Source organism: Anaerosoma tenue (assembly GCF_023161965.1).
Lineage (GTDB): Bacteria > Actinomycetota > Coriobacteriia > Anaerosomatales > Anaerosomataceae > Anaerosoma > Anaerosoma tenue.
Genome location: NZ_JALNTY010000004.1, coordinates 99,659 through 115,301, shown reverse-complemented (window position 1 = coordinate 115,301; position 15,643 = coordinate 99,659). Strand labels below are relative to the sequence as shown.

Annotated in this window: 16 protein-coding genes; 13 read left to right on the top strand and 3 right to left on the bottom strand. The window is 67.1% G+C overall.

Annotated elements, in window-relative coordinates; all coding sequences use genetic code 11:
* Positions 1–150: 150 nt before the first annotated feature.
* Positions 151–2,478, bottom strand: coding sequence for an endopeptidase La (lon, locus tag MSB02_RS10160; RefSeq protein ID WP_267195130.1), 2,328 nt, complete (start codon positions 2,476–2,478; stop codon positions 151–153).
* A 148-nt stretch (positions 2,479–2,626) separates the two neighbouring features.
* On the opposite strand from lon, the gene MSB02_RS10155 reads away from it, so the two are divergent.
* From MSB02_RS10155 to MSB02_RS10115, 9 genes are read left to right on the top strand one after another with little or no spacing between them, the layout of a single operon-like run.
* Complete coding sequence (locus MSB02_RS10155) at positions 2,627–4,582, top strand: hypothetical protein (RefSeq protein ID WP_267195129.1); 1,956 nt, start codon at positions 2,627–2,629, stop codon at positions 4,580–4,582.
* A gap of 10 nt (positions 4,583–4,592) precedes the next feature.
* Positions 4,593–5,726 carry a PIN domain-containing protein gene (locus tag MSB02_RS10150; protein WP_267195128.1) on the top strand — a complete coding sequence of 378 codons (1,134 nt, stop codon included), beginning with the start codon at positions 4,593–4,595 and terminating at the stop codon, positions 5,724–5,726.
* Positions 5,726–6,667, top strand: a complete 942-nt coding sequence (gene trxB / locus MSB02_RS10145) for a thioredoxin-disulfide reductase (RefSeq protein ID WP_267195127.1) — start codon at positions 5,726–5,728, stop codon at positions 6,665–6,667. The genes MSB02_RS10150 and trxB overlap by 1 nt, the downstream gene beginning before the upstream one ends.
* Positions 6,668–6,695: 28 nt before the next feature.
* A complete protein-coding gene (trxA, locus tag MSB02_RS10140; RefSeq protein ID WP_267195126.1) occupies positions 6,696–7,022 on the top strand; it encodes a thioredoxin in 327 nt (108 codons plus the stop codon).
* 13 nt (positions 7,023–7,035) lie between these two features.
* The gene (locus MSB02_RS10135) at positions 7,036–7,461 is read left to right on the top strand and encodes a DUF3842 family protein (protein WP_267195125.1); all 426 of its coding nucleotides are present in this window, start codon (positions 7,036–7,038) and stop codon (positions 7,459–7,461) included.
* A gap of 3 nt (positions 7,462–7,464) precedes the next feature.
* Complete coding sequence (locus tag MSB02_RS10130; protein WP_267195124.1) at positions 7,465–7,656, top strand: CooT family nickel-binding protein; 192 nt, start codon at positions 7,465–7,467, stop codon at positions 7,654–7,656.
* Between the two features lie 56 nt (positions 7,657–7,712).
* Complete coding sequence (locus MSB02_RS10125; RefSeq protein WP_267195123.1) at positions 7,713–7,958, top strand: hypothetical protein; 246 nt, start codon at positions 7,713–7,715, stop codon at positions 7,956–7,958.
* A gap of 9 nt (positions 7,959–7,967) precedes the next feature.
* The gene (locus tag MSB02_RS10120) at positions 7,968–8,618 is read left to right on the top strand and encodes a hypothetical protein (RefSeq protein WP_267195122.1); all 651 of its coding nucleotides are present in this window, start codon (positions 7,968–7,970) and stop codon (positions 8,616–8,618) included.
* Between the two features lie 4 nt (positions 8,619–8,622).
* Positions 8,623–11,079, top strand: a complete 2,457-nt coding sequence (locus tag MSB02_RS10115; protein WP_267195121.1) for a carbamoyltransferase HypF — start codon at positions 8,623–8,625, stop codon at positions 11,077–11,079.
* 3 nt (positions 11,080–11,082) lie between these two features.
* On the opposite strand, the gene MSB02_RS10110 is transcribed toward MSB02_RS10115, so the two are convergent.
* Together MSB02_RS10110 and MSB02_RS10105 are read right to left on the bottom strand one after the other, a co-directional pair.
* Complete coding sequence (locus tag MSB02_RS10110) at positions 11,083–11,454, bottom strand: HepT-like ribonuclease domain-containing protein (RefSeq protein ID WP_267195120.1); 372 nt, start codon at positions 11,452–11,454, stop codon at positions 11,083–11,085.
* Positions 11,438–12,001 (bottom strand): helix-turn-helix domain-containing protein, encoded by a 564-nt coding sequence (locus tag MSB02_RS10105; protein WP_267195119.1) that lies wholly within the window; start codon positions 11,999–12,001, stop codon positions 11,438–11,440. Before MSB02_RS10105 ends, MSB02_RS10110 begins: the two co-directional genes overlap by 17 nt.
* Before the next feature lie 197 nt (positions 12,002–12,198).
* Between MSB02_RS10105 and MSB02_RS10100 the strand changes: the two genes are divergently transcribed.
* From MSB02_RS10100 to MSB02_RS10085, 4 genes are read left to right on the top strand one after another with little or no spacing between them, the layout of a single operon-like run.
* A complete protein-coding gene (locus tag MSB02_RS10100; protein WP_267195118.1) occupies positions 12,199–12,507 on the top strand; it encodes a HypC/HybG/HupF family hydrogenase formation chaperone in 309 nt (102 codons plus the stop codon).
* Positions 12,504–13,607 (top strand): hydrogenase formation protein HypD, encoded by a 1,104-nt coding sequence (hypD, locus tag MSB02_RS10095; RefSeq protein ID WP_267195117.1) that lies wholly within the window; start codon positions 12,504–12,506, stop codon positions 13,605–13,607. The genes MSB02_RS10100 and hypD overlap by 4 nt, the downstream gene beginning before the upstream one ends.
* 52 nt (positions 13,608–13,659) lie before the next feature.
* Positions 13,660–14,670, top strand: coding sequence for a hydrogenase expression/formation protein HypE (gene hypE, locus MSB02_RS10090; RefSeq protein WP_267195116.1), 1,011 nt, complete (start codon positions 13,660–13,662; stop codon positions 14,668–14,670).
* 43 nt (positions 14,671–14,713) lie between these two features.
* Positions 14,714–15,637 carry a DMT family transporter gene (locus MSB02_RS10085; RefSeq protein ID WP_267195115.1) on the top strand — a complete coding sequence of 308 codons (924 nt, stop codon included), beginning with the start codon at positions 14,714–14,716 and terminating at the stop codon, positions 15,635–15,637.
* Positions 15,638–15,643: the final 6 nt, after the last annotated feature.

Below are 15,643 nucleotides of genomic sequence, written 5' to 3'. Positions count from 1 at the left end.
AGTAAGACTTTGTACCCGCAGTGGAGCGACTGTAATCTACGTCACACTATGTGTTGACGGACGGTGCATTAATGATGCTGAACGGCATTGGTGGTCCGCTCGACAGGGCAGCGACCCGGCCGAGTGGCGCAGTGCGGAGGTCGAACGGCTCTAGGCGAAAGCGAGCGCGAGCACGTCATCCATGGTCGCCACGGGGACGATCTCCATCTCGGTCCTCACATGCTCGGGAACGAGCTCGAGGTCCCGCGTGTTCTCGCTGGGTATGAGCACCGTCTTGATGCCTGCGCGATGCGCCGCAAGGAGCTTCTCCTTGAGGCCGCCCACGGGGAGCACCCTCCCCCGCAGCGTGATCTCGCCGGTCATCGCCACCTTGCGCTTGACGCGTGCGCCCCTGAGCGCGGACAGCAGCGCGGTTGCCATCGTGATGCCTGCCGACGGGCCGTCCTTCGGGATGGCGGCCGCCGGGACATGGATATGCAGGTCGAGCGCCTCGACGAAGTCCGGGTCGACCTCGAGGTCCGCCGCGTTGGCGCGGATCCAACTCACCGCGGCCTGAGCGGACTCGCGCATGACATCGCCCAGCTGGCCGGTCAGCACGAGGTTGCCCTTGCCCTTCATCGTCGTCGCCTCGATGAAGATCACGTCGCCGCCCACCTCGGTCCACACGAGCCCGGTGGCCACCCCCACCTCGTCCTTCTTCTCGGCCAGACCGAAGGTGAACTTCTCCGGGCCAAGATACGAGTGGATCGCCTTGCCGGTGACGCTCGTCTTGCCGGTCTCTCCCTCCACGACCTTACGTGCAACCTGACGGCAGATCGTGGCGATCTGACGCTCCAGGTTGCGCACGCCCGCCTCACGCGTGTAACGGCGGATGATCTCGCGAAGCGCAGCGTCCGTGATCGAGATCATCTTCGTGGTGAGTCCGTGCTCCTTGAGCTGCTTGGGAACGAGATACCTCCGTGCGATGTGGAGCTTCTCGTCCTCGGTATAGCCGGGGAAGTGGATGACCTCCATGCGGTCCCGCAGCGCCGGCGGGATAGGATCGAGGACGTTGGCCGTGGTGATGAACATGACGTCCGACAGATCGAACGGCACCTCGAGATAGTGGTCCTGGAAGGAGTTGTTCTGCTCAGGGTCCAGGACCTCGAGCAGCGCCGACGTGGGGTCGCCACGAAAATCCATACCCACCTTGTCGACCTCGTCCATCATGAAGACGGGGTTGTCGGTCCCCACCTGGTTGATCGATTGGATGATACGACCCGGCAACGCCCCGACGTACGTACGACGATGCCCGCGGATCTCGGCCTCGTCGCGCACCCCGCCGAGGGACATGCGGATGAACTTGCGGTTGAGCGCCCTGGCGATCGACTTGCCGATGGACGTCTTGCCCACGCCGGGAGGTCCCACGAAGCAGAGGATCGGCCCACGCATGTGGTCCGTGAGCTTGTGTACGGCAAGGTACTCGAGCACACGCTCCTTGACCTTCTCGAGGCCGTAGTGATCCTCGTCCAGGATCGCCTGCGCCTCCACCAGGTCGAGCTTCTCCTCGTCGGAGGTATCCCACGGCAGCCCGGTCAGCCAATCGAGATACGTGCGGATCACGCCCGTCTCGGCGGCCGCCTGAGGCATCTTCTCCAGCCTGCCGAGCTCCTTGAGCGCCTTGGCCTCCACATCCTCCGGCATACCGGAAGCTGCGACCTTCTCGCGATACTCGTCGATCTCCGCCTGGGCTTCGTCGTACTGCCCGAGCTCCTGCTGGATCGCCTTGAGCTGCTCTCTGAGGAAGTACTCGCGCTGACTCTTGGACATCGACTCCTTGACACGGTTCTGGATCCTGGAGCCGAGCTCGAGGATCTCGAGCTCCTTGCGCAGGAACGTCGATGTCTTCTGCAGACGCTCTTTCGGGTCCAGAGCCTCAAGGATCTCCTGCTTCTCCTCGATCTTGAGCGAGAGGTGGAACGTCACGAAGTCGGCCAGGCGGCCCGGCTCCTCGATCGCCGAAGCCGCGGCAAGGACCTCCTGAGGGATCGGCTTGCCGAGTTGCGAGGCGCTCTCGAAGTCGGTGACGAGGTTCCGCATCAGCGCCTTGGTCTCCACATCGGCTTCCTGCGGTTCCTCGATGATCTCCACACGCACCTTGAAGTACGGATCCGACTCCAGGTACTCGAGGATGCGTATGCGCTGCACGCCTTCCACGAGCGCCTTGGCGGTCCCATCGGGGAGCTTAAGCTCCTGCAGGACGGTCACCACACAGCCCACGTCGTAGATGTCCGAGGGTCCGGGGTCCTGCGTGGCGGCTTCACGTTGCGTCACGAGCGCGACCAGATGATCGGTCCTCATGCACTGTTCGAGCGCGCTGATGGAGCGCTCCCGGCCGACGAACAGCGGCACCACGAGATTGGGGAAGATGATGAGGTCTCGCAGGGGTATGAGCGGCAATACGTCAGGGACCTGCGTCTTGTCATCTTTCGTGGACATCGGTTGTGGCCCTCTCGCGTCGCAAAGGAGTACCTACCGTGTGATAATCTCGCCACGTACTTCTCCATCGTACACGAACCCCCTGCCGCTCCCGGTCATCCGGGACCGCGGATCGGACGACCGGATGCCCCAGGAACAACACAGAGCCATGCGCGCGTTCACCGCTGTAGCGCTCGTCACGATGGCGCTCGTGCTCGGCCCGGTGTGGGGACCGGTCAACGCATCGGCGGAGCCGGGGACCCAGGTCGTGGGAGTGGACATCTCACAGCCCGAGACCGTTGTGCGGACCGGGGAGAGCGTACCCGCGACCGTGACAGTGTCCCTTTCGGAGCCCGCCGAATATCTGGAGGTGAGGTTCCGGCTCCACTCGCCTGAAGGGCGTCTGGTCTACCAGAAGACCGAGGTGCGGTGGAACATGGATGCCGGGGCGCACGCCATCGGGTTCGAGCGCAGCGCCGGTGCCACCATGCTCACGCAAGGGCGGTACCCGATAGAGATCCGCGTCCTCGCTTCCGGATCCGACCCCACCACCGCCTCCGGCAGGCTGCTCGTGCTCGACCCTGACACCGCGCCACAGCCGGTCGTGCTGGTGGCCAGGGTCTGGGGTACCGCGTCGGTGGACCATCAGAGCAGCGCCGATGCCGACCCGGCCACCGGCGTGGCGCTACGGTCGGATCTGATCGCAATCGCGGACCTTGCCGTGAACGCCGGGGTGCCGATCTCGCTCGCGCTGCCACCCGTCCTCATCGAGGAGGTCGCGCGCACCGCCGGCGGCTACCAGGCGCCCAACGGCGACGGGGTCGCCCCGGAAGGTGCCGAGGTCGCCCCGGACGCCGATACGGTGACAGAAGCGGGAGACGCACTCGACGCTCTCGTCGATGCCAATGCGTCCGGAGCGCTCACACTGCTGGACGTCCCGTATGCGCTTCCCGATCTCGCCGGCCTCGCGGAGGCAGGAGCCGAATCCGATCTGGCGGCGCACTGGGCCCTCGCCGACTCGGTGGACCTTGCGGCGGTTCGCTCCGTGACGGCATCGGGAACGGCGTATCTCGGCTCGTCCCTCACCCGTGCAGGCATCACGTCGCTGGACGCCCGCGCGACGCAAGCGCTGGTGGCGCCTGGACGGGCGCTGCGGATCGATGGTGGAGAGCCCGCGCCCGGTATCTATACACTGTCGAACGACCACCTCACGGTCATCGTCCCTGACGACGAGGTCACCGCGGCCATCGACGCCGGATCGGACGAGTTCTACGACGTGCTGTTCGATCGGCTGGGGTCCGGCCCCGTCACGCTCATGATCGACGTGGGGCCCGATGCCCAGGGCGGCGTCGATGCCGTCCGGGACGCGGCCGGGTGGGTGGAGCGCGCCGACTGGCTGCGTTGGCAGCCGGTGGACGGGGTCGTCGCACCCGAGGATGCCGCAGTGGTATCGATCGCCGAGGGCGCCACGAGCGCCCCGAACGGGTACTGGGACGGACTCGCTACGGCACGCTCGTTGGTGCGCGCCTATTCGGACGCGGCGGGCGAGGACGACGCCGACGTGATGTCAGCCTCCCGCATGTTGCTGGTCGCCGAGAGCGAGCTCTGGAGCGGCCCTCACGGGACGTGGCCGCGCGTCGTGCGTCCTCGCGATATGGTGACCCGCGTTCAGGAGTTCGTGTCGAGCGAGTTCGCCAGGGTGGTCCTTGATGTGAAGGACGTCACGCTGTCGGGCAGTACCGGCGAGGTCCCGTTCACCGTGGTGAACTCCACCGGAAAGCACCTGGAACTGACAATCGTGGTGGAGCCGCTCGACGCTCGCGGTGAACGCACCACCACCTCCGTCGCGCTCGAGCCGACACAGAACTTCATCACCGTCCCGGTGGATCTCCGCAACGCGATTGCATCACGTCTGCGCATCTCGGCGGTCTCGGGTGGCGTGACCGTTGCCGAGACGACCCTCGATGTGAGGACGTCCTACATCGACAGACTCGCGACCGTGGGGATGGTCGTGCTCGTGCTCATCGTGCTCCTCGTGGTCATACGTCGCCATATGGTACCGGCAGATGCTGGTACTATCGGCGATAGAGCGTCCGAGGGGCCCTCGTCAGACGAAAGACAGTGAGTGTGAACCGATGCGAACCGTAGTCCTCGACACGAACGTGCTGCTCTCCAACCCGGAGATACTCTTCGCGTACCCCGACGCCGAGCTCATCGTCCCGGAGACCGTCCTGGGCGAGATCGACAAGCTCAAGACTTCGCGGGTGGACCCCGACCTCCGCTTCCGTGGTCGCGAGGTGAGCAGGATACTCTTCGACTTCTCGGAGACCGGGAGTCTCGTGGACGGCGTGGAGCTGCCTGATGGCGGCCGCCTCCGCGTGCTGCCGCTCGACTCCGATGTGGACCTGCCCGACGGCTTGTCCCTCCGCAACGCCGACGACCGCATACTCGCCGCCGCGTACCAGGCGTGTTCGAGCGGCTGCGAGGATCTCACGCTTGTCACGAACGACCTCAACATGCTGCTCAAGGCGCAGACCTACGGCTTGAAGGTCGAGCGCCGCGAGGAGGGCAGACCGAGCTGGCCGAAGCGTGCGGCGAGGTGGTTCCAGCGATACAAGACACCGCTCACGATCCTCGCGATCGCGATAGCGGTGTTCGCCGGCGTCCTCGCCCTTTCGCTGTACACGTCCCAACTGGCGAACGGCGGCAACGAGGCGGCGGGGATCCCCACCGAGTTCCGCGACCAGCTCTCTCAGAACCAGCGGGACCTGCTCGACGGGCTGGTGGTCCTGCAGTCCAGACCGGATGACCTCGACGCGATCATGCAGGTGGGCAACGCCTACTACGGCCTGCACAGTGAGACCGGGAACGCCGCATACGCCCAGAAGGGCATCTCCTACTATCAGAAGTACCTGGAGTCGGACCCCGACAGCAACGAGGTCCGCACCGACATGTCGGTGCTGTACTTCTACATCGGCCAGACCGATGCCGCGATCCAGGGCCTCTCGACCGTGCTGAAGAGCGATCCGACGCACCTGCAGGCCAACTTCAACCTGGGGATCTTCTACTGGAAAGGCCGGGGCGACTACCAGGCCGCCGTCCAGCAGTTCGCGACGGTGATCGATGTGAGCAGGCAGTCCACGGATGCGCATGCCGCGGTGATCGCCGAGGACGCCATGTCGAACCTCCAGCAGATCCGCACGGAGGCGGCGGCGGCCGGCGTGGATGTATCGATCGACGAGAAGTACCTGTCTGGAGGCACCATCTGATGGAGACCATCGATATCGCTGTGATCGGCGGGGGCCCGGCGGGTCTTACCGCCGCACTGTACGCGTCGCGCGCACGCGCGAAGACCGTCGTCTTCGAGACCGCCCTCCCGGGCGGACAGATCGTCACCACCGACTGGGTGGAGAACTACCCCGCGTTCCCGGAAGGGGTCTCGGGAGCCGAGCTCAGCGACCTCATGTACCGACAGGCGGAGCATTTCGGCGCTGAGTTCCGCACCTTCGCCAGCATCGAGTCTATCGTCCCCCAGGACCTGGACTTCATCATCACGAACTCGGAGGGCGAACAGGTCCTGGCGCACGCCGTCATCCTGGCCACAGGAGCCGTCCCCAAGCGGCTGAACGTACCAGGAGAGGCCGAGTTCACCGGCCGAGGCGTGTCATGGTGCGCCACCTGCGACGGCGCCCTCTTCAGGGGCAAGACCGTCGCCGTGGTCGGCGGGGGTGACGCCGCCGTGGAGGAGGCGCTGTTCCTCACCAAGTTCGCCGAGAAGGTCTACGTCATCCACCGGCGCAACGAGCTTCGTGCCACCAAGTGCATACAGGAGCGGTGCTTCGAGAACGAGAAGGTCGAGATGAAGTGGAGCCGCGTGGTCGGCGGGATCAAGGGCGAAGACGGCAAGGTCGTCGGCCTCGACCTCATCGCCACCAACGACGAACCGGACGAGTTCCTGCCTCTCGACGGTGTCTTCATCTTCGTCGGCGTGGAGCCCAAGAGCGCGCTCGTGGACAGCCTGTGCGACCTCGATGACGGCGGGTACGTGAGGATAGACCCCGACGGCCGCACGTCGTACCCTGGGCTGTACGCGGCCGGCGATGTGACCGTGGGCGAGTTGAAGCAGGTAGTCACCGCCGCCGCCGGAGGCGCGGCGGCAGCGTTCGAAGCGGTCCGCTATATCGACGACCGTCTGTGTTCGATCGGCTAAGCGTCGGCAGACGCGAACGGAGGACCACATGAGCGAGACCCTCAAGCATGTGACCGATGACAGCTTCCAGACCGACGTGCTCGACAGCGACAAGCCCGTGGTACTCGACTTCTGGGCGCCGTGGTGCGGTCCCTGCCGGATGATGGAGCCGGTGCTCGAGGAGATCGCCACGGAGCAGCCGGGGATCACGGTCGCCAAACTCAATGTGGACGAGAACCCCGTGACCGCCACCAAGTACGACGTCCTCTCGATCCCCACGCTGTTGGTGTTCTCCGGCGGCGAAGTCGTCAAGAAGCTGGTTGGGGCGATGCCGAAGAAGCGCCTTGCCGACGAACTCTCGGCCTGGCTCGGCTAGATCGGAGCGTCGGATGAGCCGACGTGTGATGGTGGTCGACGGGATGGGCGGCCGGATCGGCCAGGAGGTCGTCCAGCGCCTGCGGGCCGCCTTTGGCGAACACATCGAGATCCTTGCGGTGGGGACCAACTCCACCGCCACCACCGCCATGCTCAAGGCGGGCGCCAACAGGGGCGCTACCGGCGAGAACGCGGTTCGCGTCACCGCCCGCGAAGCCGATATCCTCATAGGCCCGCTCTCGGCGCTCATCCCCGACTCCATGATGGGCGAGGTGACACCGGGCATGGCCGAGGCGCTCGCGCTCTCAGGCGCCCGTAAGGTCATGCTACCGTTGACGAATCCCAGGATCGACCTGGTCGGGACCACGAAGGACCCACTGCCCCACTTGCTCGAGGAGGTCATCAGCGTGGTGACCTCGGCACTGAAAGAGGAGGTGTAGGAGATGTGTGAGGCCCGCGTGGTCATCGAGGGACCCGACGGCTCCGAGGTTGAGGCGATCGACGATGTGACGACGATCGTCCCCGAGGATGGAACGCTCAAGCTGTACGACCTCTACGGCGGACATCGCTCGGTAGAGGCGACGCTCAAAGAGGTGCGGCTGCTCGACCATGTCGTGGTGCTGAGCGCCCGATAGACCCGATCGAGACATGCGGCCCGAGCGGCCGCTAACGATGAAAGGCAGGGACGCCCATGTGCGAAGGCGGCATCAACACCGGTCAGATGAAGCTGGCCGTGGCCATGATCAACGACTCGCTCGCCCTCTCCCAGCAGCATCTCGAGCAGCTGCACCACCTTGCCGACCAGGGACGGCGCACAGCAACGAGCGCCGATCTGGCGCAGGTCACCGTGATGCTCGGCGAGGCGCGCGAGAAGCTGGAGAGCGCCGTTGCCAACCTCGCGGTGACCGATGACGACGTCACCGTAGAGCGGCTCTGACGCACAGGGATGAGCAAGAAGCGCCGCTTCAAGCAGACCCGCCCATCGCATAGCACGGTCTTCGCTCCTGACACGGGCGAAGCGCCGCTGTACTGGGAGTGCCCCGTCTGCGGCTACATCAGCGGCGACCCGTCGTTCATGGACGGGCACCACCCCTGCTCCGTGTGCGGCGCCACCGACGGCGACCGCCGTGTCTACCCCACCGAACGCATCAGGCGCCTCGACGCCCGCATCCGGCAGTACAACCGCGACGGCGAACATGAGATCGTGGTGATCCTGGTGATGGCGCTCCTCGAGGCGGTGCTGGAGGACATCCTCGACCGCATCATGGACGCCCACGGCGCCGACCTGCCGCTCCGGCGGATGGTGATGGACACCCAGCGAGCGATCGGTGTCCGCATCGGCAAGCTCTTCCCCGCGCTCGCGGGCGAGGAGTTCGAAGAGGCGGCTGCCGAGCTCGGCTATCGCGACTTCCCCTATCGTTGGCGACAGCTGCGCGAAGCGCGTAACGCGTTCATCCACGACTCACCGTTCAACGGCGCCAAGGAGACGCTCCAGCCGAGCATGGGCCACGACGCCATGGATCTTCTGGACCAGTCGTACAAGCTGTTCGTGCTCCTGAACAACCGGTTCGTGGCCGACGGACTCAGCGGGGACTGATCGCATGCCCGCCGTCTCGCTGCACGTCACCGGCGTGGTGCAGGGCGTCGGCTTCAGGCCGTTCGTGTACAACCTTGCGATGCGCCACGGGATCTCCGGCTGGGTGAAGAACACCTCCGAGGGTGTGTTCGCCCACGCCGAGGGCGGACCGGACGCCATCGGCGCCTTCGTGGCGGCCATCCGCGAAGAGGCGCCGCCGATGGCGGTGATCGACGCGGTACATGTCACCGATATCGCGGCCGAAGGGCACCAGGGTTTCGCCATCGTGGAGTCCGAGAGCATCGAAGGCACGATGACCCTGGTCTCGCCCGACATCGCGACCTGTGCGGACTGCGCCGCCGAGCTCCGCGACCCGGCGGACAGGCGTTACGGCTACCCGTTCACGAACTGCACCAACTGCGGTCCTCGCTTCACGATCATCGAGGATGTGCCGTATGACCGTCCGATGACCACGATGCGCGACTTCCCGCTGTGCGACGAATGCGCAGCCGAGTACACCGACCCCGGCGACCGGCGCTTCCACGCGCAGCCCAACGCATGCTTCCGGTGCGGGCCGCGCCTCTACCTCAACGGCGGCGACGTCGACATCGCTGATGCCGAGTGGGACCCGGCGGTGGAGGCCGTCCCCCGACCACACCGCGAGGTGAGCGTGGAGCGCGAGCGCGCAGCCGCGATCATCGACGACGCCGTACGGTTGCTCCGTAAGGGCGCGATCGTGGCCGTCAAGGGCCTGGGCGGCTTCCAGCTAGCGTGCGACGCCGCCAACGAGGACGCGGTTCTGCGGCTGCGCGAGCGCAAGCGTCGCTGGGGCAAGGCGCTCGCCGTGATGGCGCCCTCGCTGGAGGCGGTGCGCGAGCACTGCGTGATCTCTGCCGAGGAGGAGGCGCTGCTCACCGCTCCGTCGGCGCCCATCGTGCTGCTGCGCTTGAGTGACGGCGCCAGGGTGGGGGTCGCGTGCTCAGACAGTCCTCGGCGGGGGCCCTCGGCGCCTGCGGACGCCTCAAGCGTCCTCGGCACCTCCCCCGCCTGCGGAACTGCGCCGCTGACCCCCACCCTGGCGCCCTCCCTCGCCCCCGGTCTGCGCGAACTCGGCGTGATGTTGCCGTACACGCCGCTGCACCACCTGCTCCTCGACGCGTTCGGCGGGCCGCTCGTGATGACCTCGGGCAACCTGAGCGACGAACCGATCGCCACCGGGAACGCCGAGGCGCTCGAGCGGCTCGGCTCCATCGCCGACGCCTTCCTGATGCATGATCGCGACATCTACTCGCGGTACGACGACTCCGTGGAGCGGCACACCCCCGACGTTGGCGTGGAGCACATCAGACGCGCCCGCGGTCGCGCCCCCTTCCCGCTGCGGGCGCCGTTCACCAGCGATGTGGACATCCTCGCCGCAGGGCCCGAGCAGAAGAACACGTTCTGTCTGCTCACCGGAGCGCACGCGTTCGTATCGCAGCACATCGGCGACATGGAGAACGCCGAGACGCTTGCGAGCTACGAGCGCACGATCGCTCTCTACGAGCGGTTGTTCCGGGTGCGCCCGGAGGTGGTGGCCTACGATCTCCACCCCGAGTACCTCTCCACGAAGCACGCGCTCTCCCTCGGACTGCCCGCGATCGGGGTGCAGCACCATCACGCGCACATCGCCAGCGTGACGGCCGAGCACGGCGTCTCCGAGAGGGTGCTCGGCGTAGCGCTCGACGGTACCGGCTATGGCGCGGATGGCACCATCTGGGGCGGTGAATGGCTGGCCGCCGACTGGGCCGGGTTCGACCGCGTGGCGCACCTGCGCACGCTGCCGCTCCCCGGCGGGGCCGCCGCGATCCGGCGCCCCGCCCGTATGGCGCTCGGCGCTCTCTCCGAATGCGGCCTGCTCGGCCACCCGGGTGCAGCGCCGCTTCGCGAACGTCTGGCCGAGGGCGAGGAGCAGACCATCCTCGCGATGATCTCGCACGGCCTCAACACGCCGATGACGAGCTCGATGGGTCGGCTCTTCGATGCCGTAGCTGCTCTTGCGGGCGTGCGCGACGACGCGCTCTACGAGGGGCAGGCGGCCATCGAGCTCGAGGCGCTCGCCGACCCTGCCGCGCGCGGCGCGTACGCGTTCGGTCTGCTCGAGGAGCTGGGCGGCTCGCTCCAGGTGGACAGCGCGCCCGTTCTGGCCGCCGTGCTCGATGACGTCGCCGCGGGCGTGGGAGCGCCGGCGATCTCGATGCGGTTCCACCGGGCGGTGGTGTCGGCGGTCCTGGGCGTGTGCACCCGCCTCGCGCCGGACCTCGGGGTGCGCCACGTCGCGCTTGCGGGCGGGGTCTTCATGAACCGCCTGGTGGTGCGCGGCTGTGTGCTCGGCCTACGCGAAGCCGGACTCGAACCCCTCGTGCACCGCGAACTGCCCGCCAACGACGGCGGCGTCTCCTTCGGCCAGGCCGTCGTGGCGTGGGCGAGGCGCGCGGAAGCGTGATCTCTACTCGCCCGCGCGCTCCTCGCGGTCCAGGATGACCAGCATCTCGCGCAGCTGCGGTAGCACACGGGGAACCGCCGCGCGGAGGGCATGGAGCACGAGCGCGTCATCGATACCGTGGTAGTAGTGCACCAGCTTGTCACGCATGCCGACTATGTCCTGCCAGGGAATGTCGATCCACTGCTGTCGGCGTTCGATTGTGATGTAGCGTGCAGCCTCACCGAGGACTATGAGTTGATGCAGGATCGCCCCACGGTAAGGCAGGCACTCGTCCAATATGTCCTGCGTAGGCCTCCCTGAGGCAAAGACCAACATCCGCTCGCAGGCGGCCACCATGTCGGCAACGTACGCCGCCTCGCTACGCCTGCCACACATGCACCAGGTCCTCGATCACATTCCTACGGACCCGGGGATTGATGGACGCCAGTGAGCCACACTGCGCCGTGCGACCCAGCAGGTCGATCAAGAACCGCTCCGACCCGAACACCGTCTCAAGAGTCGGCTCGGCCACCTCCACGATGAGGTCCACATCGCTCTCCGGCGTCTGCTCACCACGCGCGAACGAGCCGAAGACATCGATCCTCGTCACGCCGAAACGTTCATGGAGCTCGTGCGCATGCGCGCGGATTCGCGCGATCACCTCACCGAGATCGCGCACCGGAGTCGCCCCTGCGTGCCGATGAAGCACAGCGGTGCCGTAGGCTGCGGGTGCCTCGGCAGCCAGAAGCGGCGCCTCCCCTATGCCAAGAGCGTCGGCAACGAGCGAGAGCCGCTTGAGAGAGACGCACCCGTACCGCTCCTTCTCCCAGCGCGCGATCTGCTGCTGGTGTACACCCACCAGTTCGGCCAACTCACGCTGTGAGAGCCCCTGGGCGATGCGGGCGGTGATGAGCTGCGAGCCGATGTCCGATAGCGGTGCCATGCAGACAGATTACATCTATTTCGATGTTCTTACAACGAAATCATTGTCTGCTGCTCTTGCGCCTGAGCGCCCCGACTGGATCGGCTGATGAGTCCTTACCGCGATACGGCCGCCACACTCGGCAATGAGGCCGCCTCCCGCTATAGTGGACGGGTGCCGTCAATGGCCGACCGTACGCACGAAGCAGGAGGGTCTGTATGTGCCTCGCAATCCCAGCGCGGATCGTCTCCGAGCCCAACGAGATCGAGATGGCCGAGGTGGACATCCTCGGCGTGAAGCGTCACGTAAGCCTCATGATGACCCCGGACGCGGTCGTGGGTGACCACGTGCTCGTACACGCCGGGTTCGCCATCCAGAAGATCGACGAGGAGTTCGCCGCCGAGACCCTCGAGATGCTGCGGAGCATGGGCATCAAGCACGCCGACGAGCTCGCTGCGGAGATGGAGGCCGGCGAGGCATCGGCCGATGAGGCTCCTGGCGAGACCGCCGAGGTCCCGGCATCGTGAACGACATCCTCGACGGCTTCCGCGACCCGGAGGTCGCGCGCACCCTGGTCGAGGCCATCCACAGCACCGCGCAGGAGCCCTGCACGCTGATGGAGGTCTGCGGCACCCACACCATGGCCATCGCCAAGCACGGCCTGCGTGGCCTGATGCCGGAGACCATCAAGCTCCTGTCGGGCCCCGGCTGCCCGGTCTGCGTGACCGCGAACCCGGATATCGACCTCGCCATCGAGATGGCGCGGCAGCCGGGTGTGATCCTCACCACCTTCGGCGACATGATGAAAGTGCCGGGATCGTACTCGTCGCTCTCGGCGGAGAAGGCCGAGGGGCGCGATGTGCGCGTGGTGTACTCCCCGCTCGACTCCCTCGCCCTCGCCGAACGCGAGCCCGACAAGCACGTGGTCTTCCTCGGCGTGGGCTTCGAGACGACCGCCCCCACCGTGGCGCTCACGATCAAGGAGGCCGCACGCCGCGGGCTCTCCAACTGGTCGGCGCTCTCGCTCCACAAGACGGTCCCAGGTGCGTTGCAGGCGCTCGTGAACGATCCCGAGGTGCGCGTGACGGGCTTCATCCTTCCCGGCCACGTCTCCACCATCATCGGCACCGGCCCGTACGAGTTCCTGGCCGCCGAGTACGGCGTGCCGGGCGTGATCACCGGCTTCGAGCCGGTGGACGTGCTGCAGGGCGTGTGGATGCTCGCGCGCCAACTCGCCGAGGGCCGTGCCGAGATAGAGATCGCGTACGGACGCGGCGTTGACGCCTCGGGCAACCGCGCGGCGATCGCGGCGATGGAAGCCGCGTTCGAGCCGTGCGACTCCGAATGGCGCGGGATCGGCGTGATCCCCGGCACCGGCCTCGCGCTGCGGCCGGAGTTCTCCCGGTACGACGCCCGCGTGCGTGTCCCTGTCACACCGCCCGAGCCACGCGAGATCAAGGGCTGCCAGTGCGGCGACGTGCTGCGCGGCGTGGTGCTGCCGTTCGACTGCAAGCTGTTCGGCCGCGCCTGCACGCCGGAGCACCCGGTGGGCCCCTGCATGGTCTCGAGCGAAGGCTCGTGCGCCGCGTACTACCGGTATACCGACTACGGCAAGGGGCAGGACTGACCCTGCCGGCGCCACCGCCGGACGGGGACCCCCCTGCGATATGGAGGTCCACATGCGCTCTGATCGGATCCTGCTGGCTCATGGCAGCGGCGGCACCATGATGAAGGAGCTCATCGAGGAGATCTTCGTTGCCGAGTTCGGTGATGAGATCCTGCTCCGTATGGATGACGCGGCGGCCCTCGATATGCCCACGAGCAGGCTGGCATTCTCGACCGACACCTACACCGTGAGCCCGCTCTTCTTCCCGGGCGGCGACATCGGACGCCTCGCCGTCTGCGGCACCGTGAACGACGTGGCCACATCGGGCGCGCAACCGCTCTACCTCTCGGTGGGCTTCGTCCTCGAGGAGGGGCTCGCCGTCGCCGACCTCAAGCGGATCCTCGTCTCGATGCGGGATGCGGCAGCCGAGGCCGGCGTGCGCATCGTCACCGGCGACACGAAAGTGGTGGAGCGTGGGCACGGCGACGGCGTGTACGTGAACACCGCGGGAGTGGGCGCGCTCGGCGACGGGATCGACCTCTCCGGCTCCCACTGCCGCCCCGGCGACGTGGTGCTGCTCTCGGGCACGCTCGGCGACCACGGGGTGGCTGTGATCTCCACGCGCGAGGGGCTGTCCTTCTCCACCGACATCCGCACCGACGCCGCACCGCTCAACCACCTCGTGGCGGCCGTGCTCGAGGCTGCCCCTGACGTACGGTGCTTCCGGGACCCCACCAGGGGCGGGCTGGCGAGCACATTGAACGAACTGGCGGAGGCCTCGGGCGTCTCGATCACCGTGGAGGAACCCGATGTGCCGGTGAACGAGCAGGTCCGCGGCGCATGCGAGATGCTCGGCTACGACGTCTACCAGGTAGCCAACGAAGGCAAAATGGTGGCGGTAGTGCCTGCCGAACAGGCCGAGGCGGCGCTCGCGGCGATGAAGGCCGCCCCATACGGAGCCGAGGCCGCGGTCATCGGCGCGGTGGCCGAGGGTCCAGCGGGCAAGGTGTACGTGCGGACGTCGTTCGGCGCCACGCGCATCATGGACATGCTCGTGGGCGAGCAGCTTCCCCGCATCTGCTGAGCGGCGAGGCGGCCAACCACCGCATGCGTCTCGAGGGGCGATGATGGGACACGCTGTCTCGTATCGGAGCGGACTCGCCCGGATCGCCGTCGCCGGCGTCGTGTGGGGCTCGATCCCCCTGCTCTCCAGGCAGGTCGACACCAGCGCTTTGGTGATCGTCTTCTGGCGTGTGGCCTTCGCATTCGCCGCGGCCACGATCATCCTCCTGCTCCGCCGACGGCTGAGCGACGTGAGGCGCCTCACCCCGCGTCGGCTGCTCGGCCTGTCCGCCATGGGAGTGGTACTCGCCCTCAACTGGGTCCTGTTCTTCAGCGCGCTGCAGCTCACGAGCGTTGCTGTCGCCGTGCTGCTGACCTACACGGGTCCGGTCCTCGTGACCGCGCTCTCCCCTCTCGTCACCCGCGAGCCGTTCGATGCTCGTGCGCTCGCTCCTCTCGGGTTCGCGCTTGCGGGTACGGTGGTCATCGTGGGGCCGGCGGGCCTCGCGCTCTCTGGCGGCACGCATCTGCTCGGCGCGGCGCTCGCGTTCGCCTCGGCGTTCACGTACTCCATCGGCGTGGTGGTCGCGAAGCGGCTGCTCGAAGGCATCCCTGTGCCCGTGTACATGGCGGGCGAGACGCTGGCGGCCTCGGTCGTGCTCCTGCCCGCGATGCTCCTGCTCCCAGGGCCATCCACCGCCGTGGAGTGGGGGTCGCTGGCAACGCTCGGCGTGGTCCATACGGCCGGCACCGGCCTCCTCTTCCTCACGGGCCTCCGCGCCGTGCGCGCCGACCACGCGGCGATACTCACCTACGCCGAACCGGTGGCTGCGGTGCTCTTCGCCGCCGCATTCCTCGCCGAGCCGCTCACCCTCCCCACCGTGGCCGGCGGGGCGATGGTCGTGCTTGGCGGCATACTGGTGGCTAGAATGGAACCGACCCCCGGCATCGAGGCTCCGGTCCCGGTGATGGAAGCCCATGACGTCTGAGGAGGC

What these genes read in the sequence shown, in the direction of transcription:
- lon (WP_267195130.1), bottom strand. Translation starts at nt 2,478, where the DNA reads ATGTCCACGAAAGATGACAAGACGCAGGTCCCTGACGTATTGCCGCTC.
- MSB02_RS10155 (WP_267195129.1), top strand. Translation starts at nt 2,627, where the DNA reads ATGCGCGCGTTCACCGCTGTAGCGCTCGTCACGATGGCGCTCGTGCTC.
- MSB02_RS10150 (WP_267195128.1), top strand. Translation starts at nt 4,593, where the DNA reads ATGCGAACCGTAGTCCTCGACACGAACGTGCTGCTCTCCAACCCGGAG.
- trxB (WP_267195127.1), top strand. Translation starts at nt 5,726, where the DNA reads ATGGAGACCATCGATATCGCTGTGATCGGCGGGGGCCCGGCGGGTCTT.
- trxA (WP_267195126.1), top strand. Translation starts at nt 6,696, where the DNA reads ATGAGCGAGACCCTCAAGCATGTGACCGATGACAGCTTCCAGACCGAC.
- MSB02_RS10135 (WP_267195125.1), top strand. Translation starts at nt 7,036, where the DNA reads ATGAGCCGACGTGTGATGGTGGTCGACGGGATGGGCGGCCGGATCGGC.
- MSB02_RS10130 (WP_267195124.1), top strand. Translation starts at nt 7,465, where the DNA reads ATGTGTGAGGCCCGCGTGGTCATCGAGGGACCCGACGGCTCCGAGGTT.
- MSB02_RS10125 (WP_267195123.1), top strand. Translation starts at nt 7,713, where the DNA reads ATGTGCGAAGGCGGCATCAACACCGGTCAGATGAAGCTGGCCGTGGCC.
- MSB02_RS10120 (WP_267195122.1), top strand. Translation starts at nt 7,968, where the DNA reads ATGAGCAAGAAGCGCCGCTTCAAGCAGACCCGCCCATCGCATAGCACG.
- MSB02_RS10115 (WP_267195121.1), top strand. Translation starts at nt 8,623, where the DNA reads ATGCCCGCCGTCTCGCTGCACGTCACCGGCGTGGTGCAGGGCGTCGGC.
- MSB02_RS10110 (WP_267195120.1), bottom strand. Translation starts at nt 11,454, where the DNA reads ATGTGTGGCAGGCGTAGCGAGGCGGCGTACGTTGCCGACATGGTGGCC.
- MSB02_RS10105 (WP_267195119.1), bottom strand. Translation starts at nt 12,001, where the DNA reads ATGGCACCGCTATCGGACATCGGCTCGCAGCTCATCACCGCCCGCATC.
- MSB02_RS10100 (WP_267195118.1), top strand. Translation starts at nt 12,199, where the DNA reads ATGTGCCTCGCAATCCCAGCGCGGATCGTCTCCGAGCCCAACGAGATC.
- hypE (WP_267195116.1), top strand. Translation starts at nt 13,660, where the DNA reads ATGCGCTCTGATCGGATCCTGCTGGCTCATGGCAGCGGCGGCACCATG.
- MSB02_RS10085 (WP_267195115.1), top strand. Translation starts at nt 14,714, where the DNA reads ATGGGACACGCTGTCTCGTATCGGAGCGGACTCGCCCGGATCGCCGTC.